The following is a 16,375-nucleotide window of genomic DNA, read 5'->3' as shown; positions in this document are numbered from 1 at the left end:
AGAAAACAGTGTCCGCCTACCATCAGATTCTCGTTCCCTTCGACGGCAGCCCGACTTCGGAAAAGGCGCTGGATGAAGCCATTCGCCTGGCCGGGCTGACCGGCGCGCGGCTGCGGCTGCTCCATGTGGTCGACGAGCTCAGTTACGTCAACGGATTTGAGACGGCGATGAATTACGCCAATGAAATTGTTCCGCTGATGCAGGCGGCGGGTGAAAAGTTGCTGGCGCTCGCGCGGCAAAAGGCCGTGGACCAGGGTGTGGACACCGACAGCGTGCTGTTGGTGGGCGGGCCGGGCCGCATCTGCGAACAGGTCGCCGAGCAGGCCAGGAGCGTGAAGGCGGACCTGATTGTGGTCGGCTCGCACGGCCGGCGCGGCATAGGCCGTGTGCTGATGGGCAGCGACGCAGAACAGATCGTGCGGACTGCGCCGGTGCCGGTGCTGGTGGTGCGCGGGGCCGAGGAGGCCGCCCGCCCGTAGTCCCGGGTTGCCAATCGCCCGAGTTACCAGCCGGGGCCGCGGAACCGGCTTTGCCGGGCCGCAGGTGCAGCGCCCACTCGGGGGGCAGCGCAGTACGCGAAGCGACAAGCGTGGGGGCTCTAGTTACCGCCCTGCTGGTTGACGATGGACTGCAGGGCGGCTGTGTCGAGGATACGCACGTGGCGCTGGTGGACATCGATGATGCCGTCGTCGGCAAACTTTGAGAAAGTACGGCTCACGGTTTCCAGCTTCATGCCCAGGTAGCTGCCGATTTCCTCGCGTGTCATGCGCAGGACCAGCTCCAGCCCCGAAAAACCCCGCGCGTGCAGCCGCTGCACCAGGTTCAGCAGGAAGGCCGCCACACGTTCTTCAGCCCGCATGCTGCCCAGGAGCAGCATCACGCCGTGTTCGCGCACGATCTCGCGGCTCATGATGCGGTGCACATGGTGTTGCAAGGCGTTGATCTCGCGCGAGAGCTCCCCGATGCGATTGAAGGGCATGACGCAGACCTCGGCATCTTCCAGGGCGACGGCATCGCAGGTGTGACGGTCGTTGACGATGCCGTCCAGCCCGATCACCTCGCCAGCCATCTGGAAGCCCGTGACCTGGTCGCGGCCATCGCCGGAGGTGACGCAGGTCTTGAAAAAGCCGGTGCGAATGGCGAACAGCGATTCGAAAGGCTCGCCATTGCGAAACAGGGTGGCGCCGCGTTTGACCTTGCGGCGCACGGCCACTACCTCGTCAATCCGTGCGAGCTCCTGCGGGCTCAGTCCCACCGGCATGCACAGTTCGCGAAGGTTGCAGTTCGAGCACGCCACCTTGATAGTCTTTTCATCGACAAACGGCGCGTCCGGGGCATGTGTTACCAGATTCGCGGGGGGCGTACGTACGGGGATTTCCTTCATGGGAGCGCCTTCTATGATCTTGATCAAATTGTCCGGTCCCCCGCCCCGGCGCCCTTGATCCATGTCAAGCGCTCAGGGGGGCAGACGCGGCACAGTCACTTACCTCCACGAGAAACATGTCATGACCAATGTATCGCCCGATCTGCTCCAGCGATTCGACGTTCCGGGGCCGCGGTATACATCCTACCCAACGGCCGATCGTTTCGTAGAAGCCTTTACCGCAGCAGACTATGGACAGGCCCTGGTCCAGCGCCGCACCGGCCCGGCCGGGTTGACCATGCCGCTGTCGCTGTATGTCCATATTCCGTTCTGCGAATCGCTTTGTTATTACTGCGCCTGCAACAAGATCATCACCAAGCACCACAACCGGGCCGTCAGCTACCTGCGTTACCTGAGCCGCGAGATCGACCTGCACACGGCCCAGCTCGGCCAGGGCCAGACGGTCACGCAACTGCATCTGGGCGGCGGTTCACCGACCTTCCTGTCCGACGATGAGTTGAGGGAACTCATGGCCATGCTGCGGCGCAGTTTCACGATGGTGCCCGGCGGCGAATACTCCATCGAGATTGACCCACGCACGGTGGATGGCTCGCGGTTGCGCGCCCTCGCCGAGATGGGTTTTAACCGGCTGAGTTTTGGTGTGCAGGACTTTGATCCCGATGTCCAGAAGGCGGTGCACCGCGTCCAGCCTTATGAGCAGGTCAGCGAGCTGATGGCCCAGGCGCGTGAAGTGGGGTTTGACTCCATCAATGTGGACCTGATCTACGGCCTGCCGCGCCAGACGCCCGAATCCTTTGCCCGCACGCTGGCCCAGGTGGCGCAGTTGAAGCCCGACCGCATTGCGCTGTATGCCTATGCCCACCTGCCCGAGCGCTTCAAGCCGCAGCGGCGTATTGTCTCCGCCGACTTGCCCGGCGCGGCGGCCAAGGTGGCCATGCTGTCGCAGTCGCTCGCGGCCTTCATGGCCGCGGGGTATGTCTACATCGGCATGGACCACTTTGCGCTGCCCAACGACGCGCTGGCCGTCGCCAAGCGCCAGGGCCGGCTGCACCGCAACTTTCAGGGTTACAGCACCCAGCCTGACTGCGACCTCATCGGACTGGGCGTCTCGGCCATCGGCCGCATCGGTGCGACCTACAGCCAGAACGCCAAGACGATGGAAGAGTACTGCGACCATCTGGACCAGGGACGCCTGCCGGTGGTGCGCGGGCTGGCGCTCAACCGCGACGATCTCGCACGCCGGGCCGTGATCATGGCGCTGATGTGCCAGGGCCAGGTGCTCTTCGAGTCGGTCGAACTGGCCTGGTTGCTGGACTTCCGCAGCTATTTCTCGGCCGAGCTGGAACAACTGCGTAGTCTGGCGGATGCGGGGCTGGTGCTTCTCGACGAATCCGGCATCCAGGTCACGGCGCAGGGCTGGTTTTTCGTGCGTGCGGTGGCCATGGTGTTCGACCGCTACCTGCAGGCCGACCGCAACCGCGCGAGGTTCTCGCGCATCATCTGAACAGCTTGTTGCCATGTCCACCACACTGGCTGTGACCGCCCTGATGATGGGGCTGGCCGGCGGCCCGCATTGCGCTGCCATGTGCGGCGCAGCCTGTGCAGGCATCTCCCGCCTGGGTCCCCGTCAGGGCGCGGGCTCGTCATCGCGTTCGCTCTGGAGTTTTCAGGCCGGGCGCCTGGCGGGTTACTCGCTGGCCGGCGCTGCTGCCGCGCTGGCCGTGCAGAGCCTGGCCTGGCTGACCACGAACACTGCGGCGCTGCGTCCGGTCTGGACGCTGTTTCACCTGGCTGTTCTGCTCTGGGGGCTGATGCTGCTGGCACAGGCCCGCCAGCCGGCCTGGGTCAGCGACGCCGGCCGCGCCGTCTGGGCGCGCATCCGGCCGCTGGCTGGCGCGCGCGGCGGCATCTTCGCCACCGGTGCGTTATGGGCCTTCATGCCCTGCGGCCTGCTGTATTCGGCGCTGCTGGTCGCGTCGCTCAGCGGCGGGCCGCTGGAGGGCGCCTTGTCGATGGCGCTGTTCGCCGCCGGCAGCAGCGTGTCGCTGATGCTCGTGCCGCTGCTGTACGACAAGCTGCAGGGGCGAGGTAACAAGTTCAAGCCGGACTGGGGGACACGCGCGGCTGGTGGCCTGCTGATCCTCGCGGCTGCCTGGGCACTCTGGGCGGATGCCTTTCATCGCTTTGCCGAGTGGTGCGGCCTGGCCTGAGCGCGAGCCCTGACCTGCGTCGGCAGGCTTGCAGGTCTTAGCGGAGTGTGACCGTTTCGAGGTAAAACGGCATGTGCACGTCCCAGTGCAGTTCGCGCTCGATGTGCTGGCGCATCGCGTCGGCAGCCGCAGGTTCGCCGTGGGTGATGAAGGTCTGCCGGGGCGGCGCCTTGAAACCCCTGAGCCAGCTGACAATTTCGGCGGCGTCGGCATGCGCCGACAGGTCGTCGAGCATGGCGACCTCGGCCCGGATGGGCACGTCCTCGCCGAAGATCCGCACCGTAGTCGCGCCCCCCGCGATGGAGGCCCCGCGCGTGCCGCCGGCCTGGAAGCCTGCGAACAGGATCGTGTTGCGTTTATCGGGCGCAAAGGCCTTGAGGTGGTGCACCACGCGACCGCCCGTGGCCATGCCGCTGGCGGAGATGATCACCATCGGACCATGGCGTGCGTTGAGCAAGCGCGACTCTTCCGGGGTCTGCACGATATGCGCGGCGTGCGCCAGTGCACTGCACTCGGCGGCTGTCAGCCGGAGCTCCGGTTTGTGTTTCATGTACACCTGCATGGCATTGGCCGCCATGGGGCTGTTGAGGTACACCGGGATGTCCTGGATCACGCCCTGGGCCTTGAGCAGCTGGATGCAGTGCAGCAGGCTCTGGGCCCGGCCCACGGCGAAAGCCGGGATCACCACCACGCCGCCGCGCGCGGCGGTGCGGTTGATCACCTTGCCCAGTTCCAGCAGCGGGTCCGAATTCTTGTGCGGGCGGTCGCCATAGGTGGATTCCACCACCAGGTAGTCGGCGCCGTCCATCGGCGCGGGTGGCTTGAGCACCAGGTCGTGGGGCCGGCCGATGTCCCCGGAAAACAGGATGGAGCGTGATCCGTCGTCCAGCCTGACAAATGAGGAGCCGACCATGTGGCCCGAGGGCGTCAGGCGGGCATGCAGGCCCGGTACGGGTTGCCAGTCGGTGTCATAGGGAACGGGATGAAACAGCTTGAGGCAGGCCATCGCGTCCTCCCTTGTGTACAGCGGTAGTGCTTCTTCGTGTCTCGACAGCTTGTGGCGGTTGGCGTATTCGGCTTCTTCCTCCTGCAGGTGCCCGGAGTCGGGAAGCAGGATGCGGCACAGGTCGTAGGTGGCGGGCGTGCAGAACACCTTGCCGCGAAACCCCTGGCGCGCCAGCAGCGGCAGGTAGCCGCTGTGGTCGATGTGGGCATGTGTCAGGATCACCGCGTCGATCGATGACGGCTTCACCGGCGGCGGTGCCCAGTTGCGCAGGCGCAGCAGTTTGTAGCCCTGGAACAGCCCGCAATCGACCAGCACTTTGGACTTGTCGTGCTGGATCAGGTATTTGGAACCGGTGACGGTATCGGTTGCGCCCAGGAATTGAAGTTTCATGGGCTCAGTCTAGAAAGTGCGGTGGCGGACATGTTTGCGGTGGATCAACAGGGGTGGACGTGACGAAAACCACTTTTACAGCGCCAACGCCGTCCGCGCGGCCGCCAGGTCCCAGCCGGCCCAGCCGCAGCTCTTGAAAAGCACCGGCCCTGCTGGCCGCGGCGTTCCCTGGACCAGCACGTCCGCGAGTGTTGCAAAGCGGCTCACATCAAGACCGGCCTGCAGCAGATCGCCCGCTTCATGGCTGGCGTCGGCAGTGTCCACAAACACCGCGCCCTGCTGCGCAAAGTGGCGGCAGAGGTCCGGCCCGAGCTCCACCATCTGCGGCGTGAAGGCGCCGACCGCGCTGATGAAAGCATCCCGGCGCGGCAGCCTGGCCAGCACCACGCCACGGGCCGGGGTGCAGGTGACCACCAGCGGGCAGTCGGCCAGCGCCGCGTTGGCGTCCTGGACTGCGCGAGCCTGCAGGCCCAGCGCCTGGGCGTGTTGCACCAGGGCCTGCGCACTGGAGCCGCTGCGCGAGGCGATCACGATTTCGCGGACTGGCAGCACTTCGGCAAAGGCTTCGAGGTGGGCCTTGCCCTGTACCCCGGCGCCCACAATCAGCAGGGGCCCACGGGTGTCGGGGGCCAGTCGCTGCGCCGCCAGCAGGGAAACGGCAGCGGTGCGCCGCGCCGTGACGGTCGGGCCGTCCAGCACCAGCCGGCGTTCACCGCTGGCGATGTCAAACACCACCACATCGCCCTGGATGGTCGCGCGCGCGGTTCCTGCATTGGCTGGCGTGAAGGTGATCAGTTTGGTCATGGCCACCCGGCTGTCCGAGGCTGGCATCACGAACAGGCTGCCGCCACCGGCCAGCGGTTGCACCAGACGCTGCGGGACTTGCACCGAGGCATCGCCCAGCAGGCGCACGATTTCCTGCAGCAGGGCAGGGTAGGGCAGGCGGGCCGCGGTCTGCGCGGCGCTCAGCAGGATGGGAGAATCGGTCATGGCTGGATGGTAATCCCCGGCTTGTGTATGGCCTGTGCGTGGCCTGTACGTGGCGTCGACGAGGGCCGGTCAGGCGCTTGTGGCGGGAAGCGGTTTTATCCTACAGGTGCACGGGCAATGCCCCGTGTTGCATGCCCAGGGCGCTTTCATAACATTGAAACAGTCGCAACGAGGAGTCTGTTTCATGTTTTCCACCCATCTGCCCCAAGGCCATACCGTCCGTCGTGAATATTTTTATCTGGGCGCCGGGGTGGTCCTGATTGTCAGCCTGCTGACAGCCATTGCCATGGTGGCGAGCGGTGAAGTCAAAAAAGCCCATGCGCGTGACTCCATGCTGGCCTCCCAGCAAACCGCTGTGGCTTATTGTGTGGAAACCATGCGCGGAGCGGCCCTCAGCAACTGCATGCGGCATGCCCGGGCCGACATGTACAACGACGGTGCAAAGGACACCCTGGCCGGCAATGAGCCCACAGGCGAAGTGATGGCCTTCGGCCAGACCAAGGCGCCTGCGGACAACATGGGCATGCTGCCGGTCTCCTTTCGCGCGGTTCGCTAGACCCGGTTTTTCTCCCTGTTTTCCGGCAGGCAGCGGTCTGCTGTGCAACGGGTTATCGGCTCAGAAGGGAGTACCGCTTGCGGTTAGCATTCCTCTCATGAAGTTAGCCCGCCTTTTTCAGCCCCGCAATCCCCTGTTCTGGATGGCCATGGCGCTCAATGCCCTGTCGGCTGCGCTGGCCTGGATTGTTCACAACCGGGTACTGGACACCTGGGCCACCCTGATCGTCGGCGGCTTTGCCCTCAGCAACGCGCTGATCGGCAGCTGGCTGGTCTGGCGCCTGCTGCGGGATGAGCCCGCTCCCCCCAACATCAACTGATCGCTCCAGCGCCCCGCGTGATGTCGCGCTGCGTTCTTATTGCCGCACCTGCGGCCACACGCAGCCCGCGCACCACGTCGTCCAGCGCCATGTGCGGCTGGCCCTGGCCGGGCAGGAAGGGCACGTGAACAAAGCCACCGCGGGTGCGCTTGAAGCCGCGCTGCGTGGCCAGCATGTGCATGAGTCCGTAGAACACGTGGTTGCAGACAAAGGTGCCGGCGGTCTGCGACACCTCGGCGGCAATGCCTTCTTTTTGCAGTGCCTGCAGCATGGCCTTGATGGGCAGCGTGCTGAAATACGCCGCCGGCCCGCCGGAGACGACGGGCGTGTCCACCGGCCGCGCGGCGGCATTGTCGGCAATGCGTGCGTCGTTCACATTGATGGCCACACGCTCCAGCGAGAGGGCGGCGCGCCCGCCGGCCTGACCGACACAAATGACCAGCGCCGGCTTGTGCGTGCGCAGCAGTCGTCCCAGTTCGGCCAGCGAGGCCTCAAACACGGTCGGCAATTGAGCGGCCACCACCTGATGGCCGCCAATACGTCGGCCGTGCAGCGCCTGGACCGCCAGCCAGCTCGGGTTCAGGGTGTCGCCTCCGAAGGCGTCAAAACCGCTCAGCAGGATGCGCGGCAGGGGCGTGGAGGTGCTTGGGCGAGGCATGCCGCCATTGTGAAGCAGTACGGACCGTATCAGCCTTCAGCACTGCCCCGGGGCCGTGCAAGACGCCTATTTCCGGATCAGTGCGCCGGTTTCCCGGTCGAAGCGGATCTGGCGCACCTGCCCGTTCTGGCCGGGAAAGCCGTCCAGTGCTGAACGCACCAGGTAAGGCATGACCTCCGGCAGGCTGGCGTTTCCCTCGTACACCACGCGCGATTCGAACACGGCGCGGGGCTGCCCCGGCGGGCCGCTGCGGGTGTCGAGCAGGCGCAGGTTGAGCTGACTGAACTGCACGGTGTAGGGCACCACCCGGTCCCCCACATAGGTCGGGCCGAAACGGCTGGGCGCCCAGAAGCCGGGGAAATACTGGCCAGCGGCGTTGCGGCGCGGCGGGTAGAACACCAGCGGGTCTTCATACACCGGCTGCAGATAGGTTCTTTGCTGGGTCTGGTTGACGGTGCTCAGTTCGGCCAGCAGGCGCGCGGGCTCACCCGCGGCGGCAGGCCGCAGGCCCAGCTTTTCAAGCTCCAGCTGCGCATACCGCTCGTAGGTGGCCTGTTCCAGCTCCTGCGGCGCGCCCCAGCGATTCGGCGGCGGCTTGATGAAACTGAAGCTGCTGCCAGCGGCGTCGGCGGGCCATTGGTTGAAGCTGGTGACCTGGGTCACCAGCGGGCTCGCACAGGCGGTCAGCAACAAGGCTGACAGCAACATGGGAAAAATGCGGGCGCGTTCAAGAAACTTGTTCATGTTCAATGGGATGCTGCAGCAGGCGAAATGTTCCGTCTCTGGATTCAAAGCTCAAGTAAAGTAGTTTGTACAGCTTGTACAGCTTGTACAGCTTGTACAGTTTGCACCGCACCTGCGGCGCCGACACCAACGAAAGTTCATCATGAAGTGGGAAGGCAACCGCGAGTCCGACAACGTCGAGGACCGCCGCAGTGGCGGAGGTGGGGGCGGGCTGCTCGGTGGCCGGAGCATCGGTATCGGCACGATTGTCCTGGCAGTGGTGGGCGGCTGGATTTTTGGCATCAACCCGCTGACCATTCTGGGTGCGCTCAGCGGCGGGGCCCCGACTGCCCAAGTCCAGCAAGGGCCGGCGCAACGCCCGCCGGCTGATGACCGGATGGCCAGTTTTGTGTCCACCGTGCTGGCCGACACCGAAGATGTCTGGAAAGTCGTGTTCACCCAGGGCGGCAGCACCTACCAGGAGCCACGGCTGGTGCTGTTTCGCGGTGCCACCGCCACGGCCTGCGGCCAGGGTCAGGCGGCCATGGGGCCTTTTTACTGCCCGGCCGACCAGAAGGTTTACATCGATCTGGGCTTTTATGAAACCCTGCAGAAAAAGCTGGGCGCGCCGGGCGACTTCGCCCAGGCGTACGTGATCGCGCATGAGGTCGGCCACCATGTGCAGAACCAGCTCGGCATCACCGGCAAGATGGACCAGATGCGCGGGCGTGTCAGCAAGACCGAATACAACGCCATGAGCGTGCGGCTGGAGTTGCAGGCCGACTGCTTTGCCGGCTTGTGGGCGCATCACGCGCAGCGTGCCCGCGCCATCCTGGAGCAGGGCGATGTCGAGGAGGCCATGAACGCTGCCGCAAAAATCGGCGACGACGCGCTGCAGAGCGGACGCGGCGGCGCCATCGTGCCCGAGAGTTTTACCCATGGCAGCAGCGCCCAGCGTGCGCGCTGGTTCAACAATGGCTTGCAGCAAGGCAACGTCAAGGCCTGCGACACCTTTTCTGCCAGGAATTTATAGAAAACAGGCTTCCAGCCCTCGCCCTGTATGCGCAAGCAGCTATTAAATCAATAGCATTCTGGCGAAGGAAAACCGGCCCTCCGCAGGCGGGAGCGGACGGCGGGCCGGCTGAAATGCCTTTATCGCCCAAAGTGCGACAATAGCAGGCTAAATGACATCCTCCTTTTCGAACCTTTCGCTGGCAGAACCGCTGGCCCGCGCCGTAGCCGAAATGGGCTACGAAACCATGACCCCCATCCAGGAGCAGGCCATTCCGGTCGTTCTCCAGGGCAGGGACGTGATGGGCGCCGCCCAGACCGGCACCGGCAAAACCGCCGCTTTCGCCTTGCCGCTGCTGCAGCGCATGATGAAACACGAGAACGCCTCGACCTCGCCCGCGCGCCACCCGGTGCGTGCGCTGGTGTTGCTGCCGACGCGCGAGCTGGCTGTGCAGGTGGCCGAGCAGGTCAAGTTCTACGCCAAGTACACCAACCTCAACAGCGCGGTGGTGTTCGGCGGCATGGACATGAAGCCACAAACCGCCGAGCTGAAAAAAGGCGTCGAGGTGCTGGTCGCCACGCCGGGCCGGCTGCTCGACCACATCGAAGCTAAAAACGCCGTGCTCAACCAGGTGGAGTACGTGGTGCTCGACGAGGCCGACCGCATGCTGGACATCGGCTTCCTGCCGGACCTGCAGCGCATCCTGAGTTACCTGCCCAAGCAGCGCATCACCTTGCTGTTTTCGGCAACTTTCTCCCCCGAGATCAAGCGCCTGGCATCCAGCTTCCTGCAGGACCCGGTGACGATCGAGGTGGCGCGCTCCAACGCCACCGCGTCCACGGTGGAACAGCATTTCTACGCCGTCAGTGCCGACGACAAGCGCCGCGCGCTGCATCAGGTGCTCAAAACACGCGGCATCAAGCAGGCGTTTGTGTTTGTCAACAGCAAGCTCGGTTGCGCCCGCCTGGCCCGCTCGCTGGAGCGCGAAGGCCTGAAAACCACCGCCCTGCACGGCGACAAAAGCCAGGACGAGCGCCTCAAGGCGCTCGAGGCCTTCAAAAGCGGCGAAGTCGATTTGCTGGTGTGTACCGATGTGGCCGCGCGCGGCCTGGACATCAAGGACGTGCCTGCGGTGTTCAACTTCGACGTGCCTTTCAATGCGGAAGACTATGTGCACCGCATCGGCCGCACGGGCCGCGCCGGCGCCTCCGGTCTGGCGGTGAGTTTTGCGGCTGCCAGCGACCAGCGCCTGGTGATCGACATCGAAAAACTCATCAAGACCAAGATCGAACTCGAACCCATGGAGTTCGACGAAGACCAGCCGCGCATCAAGGAACAGGGCCGCATCAACGACGGCCGGCGCATGTACCGCGACAGCGGCGACCAGCCCGTGCGCGAAGCGGCCGAAGCCCCGCGCGACAGGCCGGAGCGCCGTGAACGCCGCGAGGCGCCGCCACAGCGCCAGTCGGCCTCGCGCGACCCCTTCTTTGACAAGCCTTACGAATCCAGCCTGCCGGCCGAAGCACAACCGGCCTGGGAAGCGGCCGCCAAGAGCGGAGCCTCACGCGGCGTGTCGGCCAACATCAAGCCGAAGAAAAAAGTCGCGGCACTGTTCAAGACAGCCGGCTGAAGCGGCGGGTCTCTGGCGGCATTCGGGGCCCAGGCCTACTGTTTGCCGCGCAGGCGTCCGATGGTTTTTCAGGGCCGGCCGCGTTATGCTGACAGCATGATGCCCTCGTACGCTGGCTTGCGCCGCGCCTACCAACGTTCTTCCTTTCCCAACCTGTTGCGCCCGGCGCGCCGCGCCGTCGACCTGTGGCTCAACGCTGACGGGCTGCGCATGAGTGCCGCCATGTCTTTCTACGGCATTCTCAGCCTGGCACCCCTGCTGGTGCTGCTGGTGGCGGTGCTGGGCTGGTGGCTGGACCGCAGCTACATCGAGAGCAGCCTGATCCGCGAGATAGGCGGCGTGATCGGCGAGCAGGGCGCGCAGATGATCAAGCAGGCCCTGGCCAGCGCGCAGAAGCCGTCCGAGGGGCTGCTGGCTTCGGGCATCGCTTTCGTGTTGCTGCTGTCGGGCGCCACCGGCGTGTTTGCCGAGCTGCAGGACGCCTTCGAGCGGCTCTGGCGCCAGGACACCGGCGTTCCGCCGCAGCAGAAGTGGTGGTACAGCGCCTCGCTGCGTGTGCGCGGCATTGCCTACATCCTGGCCTTCGGTTTTCTGTTGCTGGTCTCGCTGGTGATCTCCGCCGTGCTGAGTTTCCTGACCACCTGGGCCGGCAGCTACATGCCGCTGGAGCGTGTGGCGGTGGTGATCAACGAGCTGGTGTCCATGGCGTTTTCCGCGGGGCTGTTTGTTGCGCTGATGCGCATGAGCGCCGGGCCCAAACCTGCCATGCGTTACCTGGTGATGGGCGGCATTGCCGGCGGCATCCTGTTTGCGCTGGGCAAGTACCTGATGGCAATTTACCTGTCCACCGCGGCCGTGGTGTCGGCCTATGGCGCGGCCGGCTCGCTGGTGGTGCTGCTGATGTGGATCTACTTCTCGTCGGCGGTGCTGCTGCTCTCGGCCAGTGTGGCACGCGCCCTGGCCGACGAGGCGGCGCTCAGGAACCCCGGCCCGGCCCCCGCCTGAACAACTGGCGGTTCGCTGGGTTGCTACCTTATTGATAGCTGCCGGCGCAGGTGGCTATTGGGCTGAAGGCCAAAAACCCTTTGTTTTTTGTGGCGCTCAGCCCGGTGCGCGGACCTGCGGGCAGGGCACACGGATCAACTCGAACTGACCGGGCTGGCTGCCCAGCCGCGCCGCCGTCAGGCAGCCGCCCCAGACGCAACCCGTGTCCAGCGGCAGGGTGTTGGCCAGCAGGCCGGCCCCGCTGGCCGCGGTATCGGCGCCCAAGGTGGACCAGTGGCCGAAGGCGATTCGGATGTCGGCGGTTTTGCGGCCCGGGACTTCAAACCACGGCAGGTAACCGGGCGGCGCCGTCTGCGTGCTGCCGGTGGTGGCAAATTCCATGGCGCCGTCGGCGGTACAGAAACGCATGCGGGTCAGGGCATTGACAATCACGCGCAGCCGCTCGGCACCGGCCAGCGTCTCCTGCCACTGGTTGGGGGTGTTGCCATACATCGTTTTCAGAAAGCCGGGCAGGTCGGGGCCGCGCAGCGCCTGCTCGACCTCGCCGGCCAGCGCCATGGTTTTCGCGGCGCTCCACTGCGGCAGCACGCCGGCATGCACCATGAGCCAGCCGTGTTCATGGATCGCCATGCGGCGGTGCCGCAGCCAGTCGAGCAGGGGCTCACAGTCGGGCGCGTCGAGTACCTGTTGCACGGTGTCGCTGCGGTGCGGCTTGCGCAGCCCGTGGCGGATGCCGAGCAGGTTCAGGTCGTGGTTGCCCAGCAGGCATTGCGCGGCATCGCCCAGGCCGGACAGGCTGCGCAGCACGCCCAGCGAGTCCGGGCCGCGGTTGACCAGGTCGCCCAGGATGTAGAGCGTGTCGCGGCTGGGGGAAAAATCCACGCTGCGCAGCAGACGCTGCAGCGGCTCGTTGCAGCCCTGCAGGTCGCCAATCAAGTAAAGTGCCATGTGTTCATTCTGCCTTTGGATCCATGGATTTCATCCTCATCGCCTTTTTGACCCTGCTCAACGGCGTTTTTGCCATGTCCGAGCTGGCGCTCGCTTCCAGCCGCAAGGCCAGGCTCAACGCCATGGCGGAGTCGGGCGACAAGGGCGCAGGGGCGGCGCTGACGCTGCTGGAGAACCCGACGCAGTTTCTCTCGTCGGTGCAGGTCGGCATCACCTCCATCGGCATGCTCAACGGAATCATCGGCGAGGCCGCCTTCAGCGGCAGCCTGTCAAGCTGGCTCCAGACTTTTGGTGCGTCGCCCCGTGCGTCCGACATCACGGCCACCGCGCTGGTGGTCACCGTCATCACCTTCATCACCATCGTGTTCGGCGAACTGGTGCCCAAACGCATCGGCCAGCTGTACCCCGAAACCGTGGCGCGGCTGGTGTCGCGTCCCATGATGTGGGTGGCCACCGGTGCCAAGCCTTTTGTGCGGCTGCTTTCCTTCAGCACCCAGTCCGTGCTCAAACTGCTGCGGGTGGACAACGCCGGCGAGCGTACCGTGACCGACGAGGAAATTGCCGCCAGCCTGGAAGAGGGCGTGGACGCCGGCCTGATCGAGGAGCACGAGCACCAGATGGTGCAGAACGTCTTTCTGCTCGACGACCGGCTGCTGACCTCGCTGATGCGGCCGCGTTCGGACATCGAGTGGCTGGACGCCAGCGACACCGTGGCGCAGGCGATTGTCAAGGCCGGCGCCACCGGCCACTCGTGGTACCCGGTGTGCCGCGGCAGCCTCGACGACGTGGTGGGCGTGGTGAACATTGCCAAGCTGCTGGCCCTGCGCGGCCAGATCCAGCCGGCCGGTGAGGACACCGGCACCGGCACCACACCGACGCTGGCTGACCGCATTGACGCCTACGCCATTCCGGCCATGTTTGTGCCCGAAACGCTGACCGGCATGGAGCTGCTGGAGCAGTTTCGCACCCAGTCCACCCGCATGGTGTTTGTGGTCGACGAATACGGCGTGGTGCAGGGCCTGATGACACCCATCGACATGCTCGAGGCCATCACCGGCGAGCTGCAGCCCGGCGCGCAGGTGGACGCCTGGGCCACGCGCCGCGCTGACGGCAGCTGGCTGATCGACGGCGTGATGCCGGTGTCCGAGCTCAAGGCCAGGCTCGACATCCGGGAGCTGCCCGACGAGGACAGGGGCCGCTACAACACCGTGGCCGGCCTGCTCCAAAGCGTGTCCGGCCGCCTGCTGGGCACGGGCGATCTGGTCGAAGCAGCGGGCTGGCGTTTTGAGGTGCTGGACCTGGACGGCAAACGCATCGACAAGGTGCTGGCCAGCCAGATCATTGTCCCGGCGGAACAGCCAGTCTGAACCGGTTCTCGGTCCACCCGCATTTCTGACAGCGTTTTCGACCTCCAGCCCAGGCAGGGCGGGCGCCAGCAGCTATGGATTCAATAGCAGTGCGGTGGACGGACGGCGCAGGGCCGGCTCAAGGCCGATCAGGGCCGGCTGGCCGGACGCACTGCCGGCGCCACCGTGATCAGCACCTCGTTGCCGCCGAAGTTGCTGCCCTGCATCTGCACCGTGGCCACACGTTCGGCCTTGGTGAAGGTCAGCAGGCTGAGTTTTGAAAACGAGCTCGAGGTCAGGGTCCAGCCGGCGGCGGGCAGGTTGTCGCGGAACCAGGCAAACGCGGGTTGCGCCTCGCCCGGCACGGTCAGGCTCAGCCGCCCCATCCAGGTGTTGCCCGAACCCATGACCAGGGTGTCCTGCTGCTTGATGACCGTGCCCTGCGGCAGCGGCACGTCGCCCGCCAGCTGTTTGGCCGTGGCCTCGGTCACCGTGCTGTCGCTGCCCACGGGCGTGCTGCCCATGGAGCTGCAGGCCAGCAGCGCGAAAGTGGCGAAAAAAACGAGCAGGGTCTTGAGGGACGTCATGGTTGGAACCCGGTAGGTGGTGACACATACTCTTGACCGCACCCGTGTGATGCTGCGCCAGAGGCCGCCGGCTCCCGCTTCCCGGCTGGCAGGCAGCGAGATTGTAACGGGGGGTATGCCAGGGGTGCAGGCGCCCGCGGCCGCGGCGGACGTTGTATCCTTGTTTGCATCACCAACCGAACAAGACATCCGGGCCGCCTCGGCCGGAAAGCCTTCATGAACCCTCCACACCGCCCGCCGCACGTCTGGCGTGCCCGGCCCCTGACCGGTCTGCACGATGAATAATGCCCTGTGGTTCATGCTGGTGGGCGGCCTGCTGCTGGTGATGGGTCTGACCCATACCGTGCTCAAGCGGTCGCCGGTCACGGCCGCCATCATTTACCTGGCCGTGGGGCTGCTGGTCGGCCCCAGCGTGCTCAACCTGATGCACTTCAACCCGCTCAAGGAGTCGGCCCTGCTGGAGGTGCTGACCGAGGGGGCGGTGCTGATCTCCCTGTTTTCCGCCGGCGTCAAGATGCCGGTGCCCTTCAGCTTTGCCCGCTGGCGCGCGCCGATTCTGCTGGCCACCGTGTCCATGACCCTGACCGTCGCGATGGTGGCGGCCTTTGCCTTCTATGTGCTGGGCCTGCCGCTGGGCGCCGGCGTTTTGCTGGGCGCGATCCTGGCACCGACCGACCCGGTGCTGGCCACCGATGTGCAGATCCGCCACCCGGGCGACCGTGACCAACTGCGTTTTACCCTGACCTGCGAGGCGGGCATGAACGACGGCAGCGCCTTTCCCTTTGTGATGCTGGGGCTGGGCCTGCTGGGCCTGCACGAGCTCGGCGACTTCGGCCTGCGCTGGATCCTGGTGGATGTGCTGTGGGCCACGCTGGCCGCCATCCTGATCGGCGGCGTGGCAGGGATTGCGCTGGCCCGCCTGGGCTGGAAGTTCCGGCGTGCGCCGCACAGGCACGAGTTGCTTGACGACTTCCTCGGCCTGGGGCTGATCGGCGTGGTCTACGGCTTGACGGTGATGGTGCATGCCTGGGGTTTTCTGGCCGTCTTTTTTGCCGCCGTGGCGCTGCGCCAGGCTGAACTGAAGCTGGCACGGAACGCGCTCAAGCCATCCGCCGGCGCCACCGAAACTGCCGGACCGGGCGCGCCGGTCAGCGCCGGCCCCGCCGACGATCCGGACTCGCTGCACACGGTCAGCGAAGGCTCGCTGGTCTTCAAGGAGCACCTGGAGCGGCTGTCGGAGCTGGTGCTGGTGCTGCTGGTGGGTGGCTCCATGTTCCTCTCCTCCTGGAGCTGGCCGGCGGTGGGGCTGGCCTTGTTCCTGTTTCTGGTGGCGCGCCCGCTCAGTGTGCTGGTCGGCATGTGGTTCACACCGGCGCCCTGGCGCATACGCGGCATGACCGCCTGGTTCGGCGTGCGCGGCATTGGTTCGCTGTATTACCTGATGTACGCCATCCAGCACGAATTGCCCGAGACGCTGGCCCTGCAGATGATCCAGATGACGCTGGTGGTGGTGGCGCTGTCCATCCTGCTCCACGGCGTCAGCGTCAAGCCCTTGATGGCTCACTTCTGGCGGCGCGGCAAACAGACGCCGGTGCCCTGACCCCAGCCTGT

At 65.7% G+C, this 16,375-nt stretch carries 17 protein-coding genes; 10 read left to right on the top strand and 7 right to left on the bottom strand.

The features are described 5' to 3' along the window. Positions 1–8 precede the first annotated feature (8 nt). Entirely contained in the window at positions 9–479 is a 471-nt protein-coding gene (locus PSV26_RS20000) for a universal stress protein (RefSeq protein WP_300513288.1), read from the top strand. 119 nt (positions 480–598) lie between these two features. Here PSV26_RS20000 and PSV26_RS19995 read toward each other — a convergent pair whose 3' ends face one another. Then, on the bottom strand, positions 599–1,261 hold the full coding sequence (locus tag PSV26_RS19995; protein WP_300514585.1) for a helix-turn-helix domain-containing protein: 663 nt from the start codon (positions 1,259–1,261) through the stop codon (positions 599–601). A gap of 244 nt (positions 1,262–1,505) precedes the next feature. Here PSV26_RS19995 and hemN point away from each other — a divergent pair, with 244 nt between their 5' ends. Beyond that, positions 1,506–2,888: an oxygen-independent coproporphyrinogen III oxidase gene (gene hemN / locus PSV26_RS19990; RefSeq protein WP_300573407.1), complete on the top strand. Its 1,383-nt coding sequence runs from the start codon at positions 1,506–1,508 to the stop codon at positions 2,886–2,888. Between the two features lie 13 nt (positions 2,889–2,901). Next, entirely contained in the window at positions 2,902–3,594 is a 693-nt protein-coding gene (locus PSV26_RS19985) for a sulfite exporter TauE/SafE family protein (RefSeq protein ID WP_300573404.1), read from the top strand. A 37-nt stretch (positions 3,595–3,631) separates the two neighbouring features. On the opposite strand, the gene PSV26_RS19980 is transcribed toward PSV26_RS19985, so the two are convergent. Beyond that, positions 3,632–4,990: an MBL fold metallo-hydrolase gene (locus tag PSV26_RS19980; protein ID WP_300513282.1), complete on the bottom strand. Its 1,359-nt coding sequence runs from the start codon at positions 4,988–4,990 to the stop codon at positions 3,632–3,634. 75 nt (positions 4,991–5,065) lie between these two features. Beyond that, positions 5,066–5,980, bottom strand: coding sequence for a delta(1)-pyrroline-2-carboxylate reductase family protein (locus PSV26_RS19975; RefSeq protein ID WP_300513280.1), 915 nt, complete (start codon positions 5,978–5,980; stop codon positions 5,066–5,068). Between the two features lie 184 nt (positions 5,981–6,164). Between PSV26_RS19975 and PSV26_RS19970 the strand changes: the two genes are divergently transcribed. After that, on the top strand, positions 6,165–6,536 hold the full coding sequence (locus PSV26_RS19970) for a hypothetical protein (protein WP_300513278.1): 372 nt from the start codon (positions 6,165–6,167) through the stop codon (positions 6,534–6,536). Positions 6,537–6,633: 97 nt separating this feature from the next. Continuing rightward, a complete protein-coding gene (locus PSV26_RS19965) occupies positions 6,634–6,855 on the top strand; it encodes a hypothetical protein (protein ID WP_300513276.1) in 222 nt (73 codons plus the stop codon). Here PSV26_RS19965 and pcp read toward each other — a convergent pair. Both pcp and PSV26_RS19955 read right to left on the bottom strand, forming a co-directional pair. After that, on the bottom strand, positions 6,848–7,486 hold the full coding sequence (gene pcp / locus PSV26_RS19960) for a pyroglutamyl-peptidase I (protein ID WP_366946020.1): 639 nt from the start codon (positions 7,484–7,486) through the stop codon (positions 6,848–6,850). The genes PSV26_RS19965 and pcp overlap by 8 nt on opposite strands. A gap of 93 nt (positions 7,487–7,579) precedes the next feature. Further along, positions 7,580–8,257, bottom strand: coding sequence for a DUF4136 domain-containing protein (locus PSV26_RS19955; protein WP_300513272.1), 678 nt, complete (start codon positions 8,255–8,257; stop codon positions 7,580–7,582). Between the two features lie 142 nt (positions 8,258–8,399). Between PSV26_RS19955 and PSV26_RS19950 the strand changes: the two genes are divergently transcribed. From PSV26_RS19950 to PSV26_RS19940, 3 genes are all read left to right on the top strand, one after another. Continuing rightward, positions 8,400–9,269: a neutral zinc metallopeptidase gene (locus PSV26_RS19950; protein ID WP_300513270.1), complete on the top strand. Its 870-nt coding sequence runs from the start codon at positions 8,400–8,402 to the stop codon at positions 9,267–9,269. Between the two features lie 151 nt (positions 9,270–9,420). Continuing rightward, positions 9,421–10,878: a DEAD/DEAH box helicase gene (locus PSV26_RS19945; RefSeq protein WP_300573396.1), complete on the top strand. Its 1,458-nt coding sequence runs from the start codon at positions 9,421–9,423 to the stop codon at positions 10,876–10,878. 99 nt (positions 10,879–10,977) lie between these two features. Beyond that, positions 10,978–11,883 carry a YihY/virulence factor BrkB family protein gene (locus tag PSV26_RS19940; protein WP_300513266.1) on the top strand — a complete coding sequence of 302 codons (906 nt, stop codon included), beginning with the start codon at positions 10,978–10,980 and terminating at the stop codon, positions 11,881–11,883. 96 nt (positions 11,884–11,979) lie between these two features. On the opposite strand, the gene PSV26_RS19935 is transcribed toward PSV26_RS19940, so the two are convergent. Next, positions 11,980–12,831, bottom strand: a complete 852-nt coding sequence (locus PSV26_RS19935) for a symmetrical bis(5'-nucleosyl)-tetraphosphatase (protein WP_300573394.1) — start codon at positions 12,829–12,831, stop codon at positions 11,980–11,982. A gap of 23 nt (positions 12,832–12,854) precedes the next feature. On the opposite strand from PSV26_RS19935, the gene PSV26_RS19930 reads away from it, so the two are divergent. Continuing rightward, a complete protein-coding gene (locus PSV26_RS19930) occupies positions 12,855–14,198 on the top strand; it encodes a hemolysin family protein (protein ID WP_300513262.1) in 1,344 nt (447 codons plus the stop codon). A 128-nt stretch (positions 14,199–14,326) separates the two neighbouring features. Here PSV26_RS19930 and PSV26_RS19925 read toward each other — a convergent pair whose 3' ends face one another. Then, positions 14,327–14,764: a hypothetical protein gene (locus tag PSV26_RS19925; protein WP_300513260.1), complete on the bottom strand. Its 438-nt coding sequence runs from the start codon at positions 14,762–14,764 to the stop codon at positions 14,327–14,329. A gap of 277 nt (positions 14,765–15,041) precedes the next feature. On the opposite strand from PSV26_RS19925, the gene PSV26_RS19920 reads away from it, so the two are divergent. Next, the gene (locus PSV26_RS19920) at positions 15,042–16,364 is read left to right on the top strand and encodes a cation:proton antiporter (RefSeq protein ID WP_300573391.1); all 1,323 of its coding nucleotides are present in this window, start codon (positions 15,042–15,044) and stop codon (positions 16,362–16,364) included. The last annotated feature ends 11 nt before the right edge of the window (positions 16,365–16,375 follow it).

It is taken from the genome of Polaromonas sp. (assembly GCF_029945685.1).
Lineage (GTDB): Bacteria > Pseudomonadota > Gammaproteobacteria > Burkholderiales > Burkholderiaceae_C > Polaromonas.
The sequence above is the reverse complement of the archived record's forward strand: the minus strand, read 5'-3'. Positions and strand labels throughout refer to the sequence as shown.

Bases quoted from the DNA above. Each gene is read 5' to 3' on its own strand.
- PSV26_RS19995 (WP_300514585.1), bottom strand. From the start codon at position 1,261: ATGCCGGTGGGACTGAGCCCGCAGGAGCTCGCACGGATTGACGAGGTA.
- hemN (WP_300573407.1), top strand. From the start codon at position 1,506: ATGACCAATGTATCGCCCGATCTGCTCCAGCGATTCGACGTTCCGGGG.
- PSV26_RS19985 (WP_300573404.1), top strand. From the start codon at position 2,902: ATGTCCACCACACTGGCTGTGACCGCCCTGATGATGGGGCTGGCCGGC.
- PSV26_RS19980 (WP_300513282.1), bottom strand. From the start codon at position 4,990: ATGAAACTTCAATTCCTGGGCGCAACCGATACCGTCACCGGTTCCAAA.
- PSV26_RS19975 (WP_300513280.1), bottom strand. From the start codon at position 5,980: ATGACCGATTCTCCCATCCTGCTGAGCGCCGCGCAGACCGCGGCCCGC.
- PSV26_RS19970 (WP_300513278.1), top strand. From the start codon at position 6,165: ATGTTTTCCACCCATCTGCCCCAAGGCCATACCGTCCGTCGTGAATAT.
- PSV26_RS19965 (WP_300513276.1), top strand. From the start codon at position 6,634: ATGAAGTTAGCCCGCCTTTTTCAGCCCCGCAATCCCCTGTTCTGGATG.
- PSV26_RS19955 (WP_300513272.1), bottom strand. From the start codon at position 8,257: ATGAACAAGTTTCTTGAACGCGCCCGCATTTTTCCCATGTTGCTGTCA.
- PSV26_RS19950 (WP_300513270.1), top strand. From the start codon at position 8,400: ATGAAGTGGGAAGGCAACCGCGAGTCCGACAACGTCGAGGACCGCCGC.
- PSV26_RS19945 (WP_300573396.1), top strand. From the start codon at position 9,421: ATGACATCCTCCTTTTCGAACCTTTCGCTGGCAGAACCGCTGGCCCGC.
- PSV26_RS19940 (WP_300513266.1), top strand. From the start codon at position 10,978: ATGCCCTCGTACGCTGGCTTGCGCCGCGCCTACCAACGTTCTTCCTTT.
- PSV26_RS19935 (WP_300573394.1), bottom strand. From the start codon at position 12,831: ATGGCACTTTACTTGATTGGCGACCTGCAGGGCTGCAACGAGCCGCTG.
- PSV26_RS19930 (WP_300513262.1), top strand. From the start codon at position 12,855: ATGGATTTCATCCTCATCGCCTTTTTGACCCTGCTCAACGGCGTTTTT.
- PSV26_RS19925 (WP_300513260.1), bottom strand. From the start codon at position 14,764: ATGACGTCCCTCAAGACCCTGCTCGTTTTTTTCGCCACTTTCGCGCTG.
- PSV26_RS19920 (WP_300573391.1), top strand. From the start codon at position 15,042: ATGAATAATGCCCTGTGGTTCATGCTGGTGGGCGGCCTGCTGCTGGTG.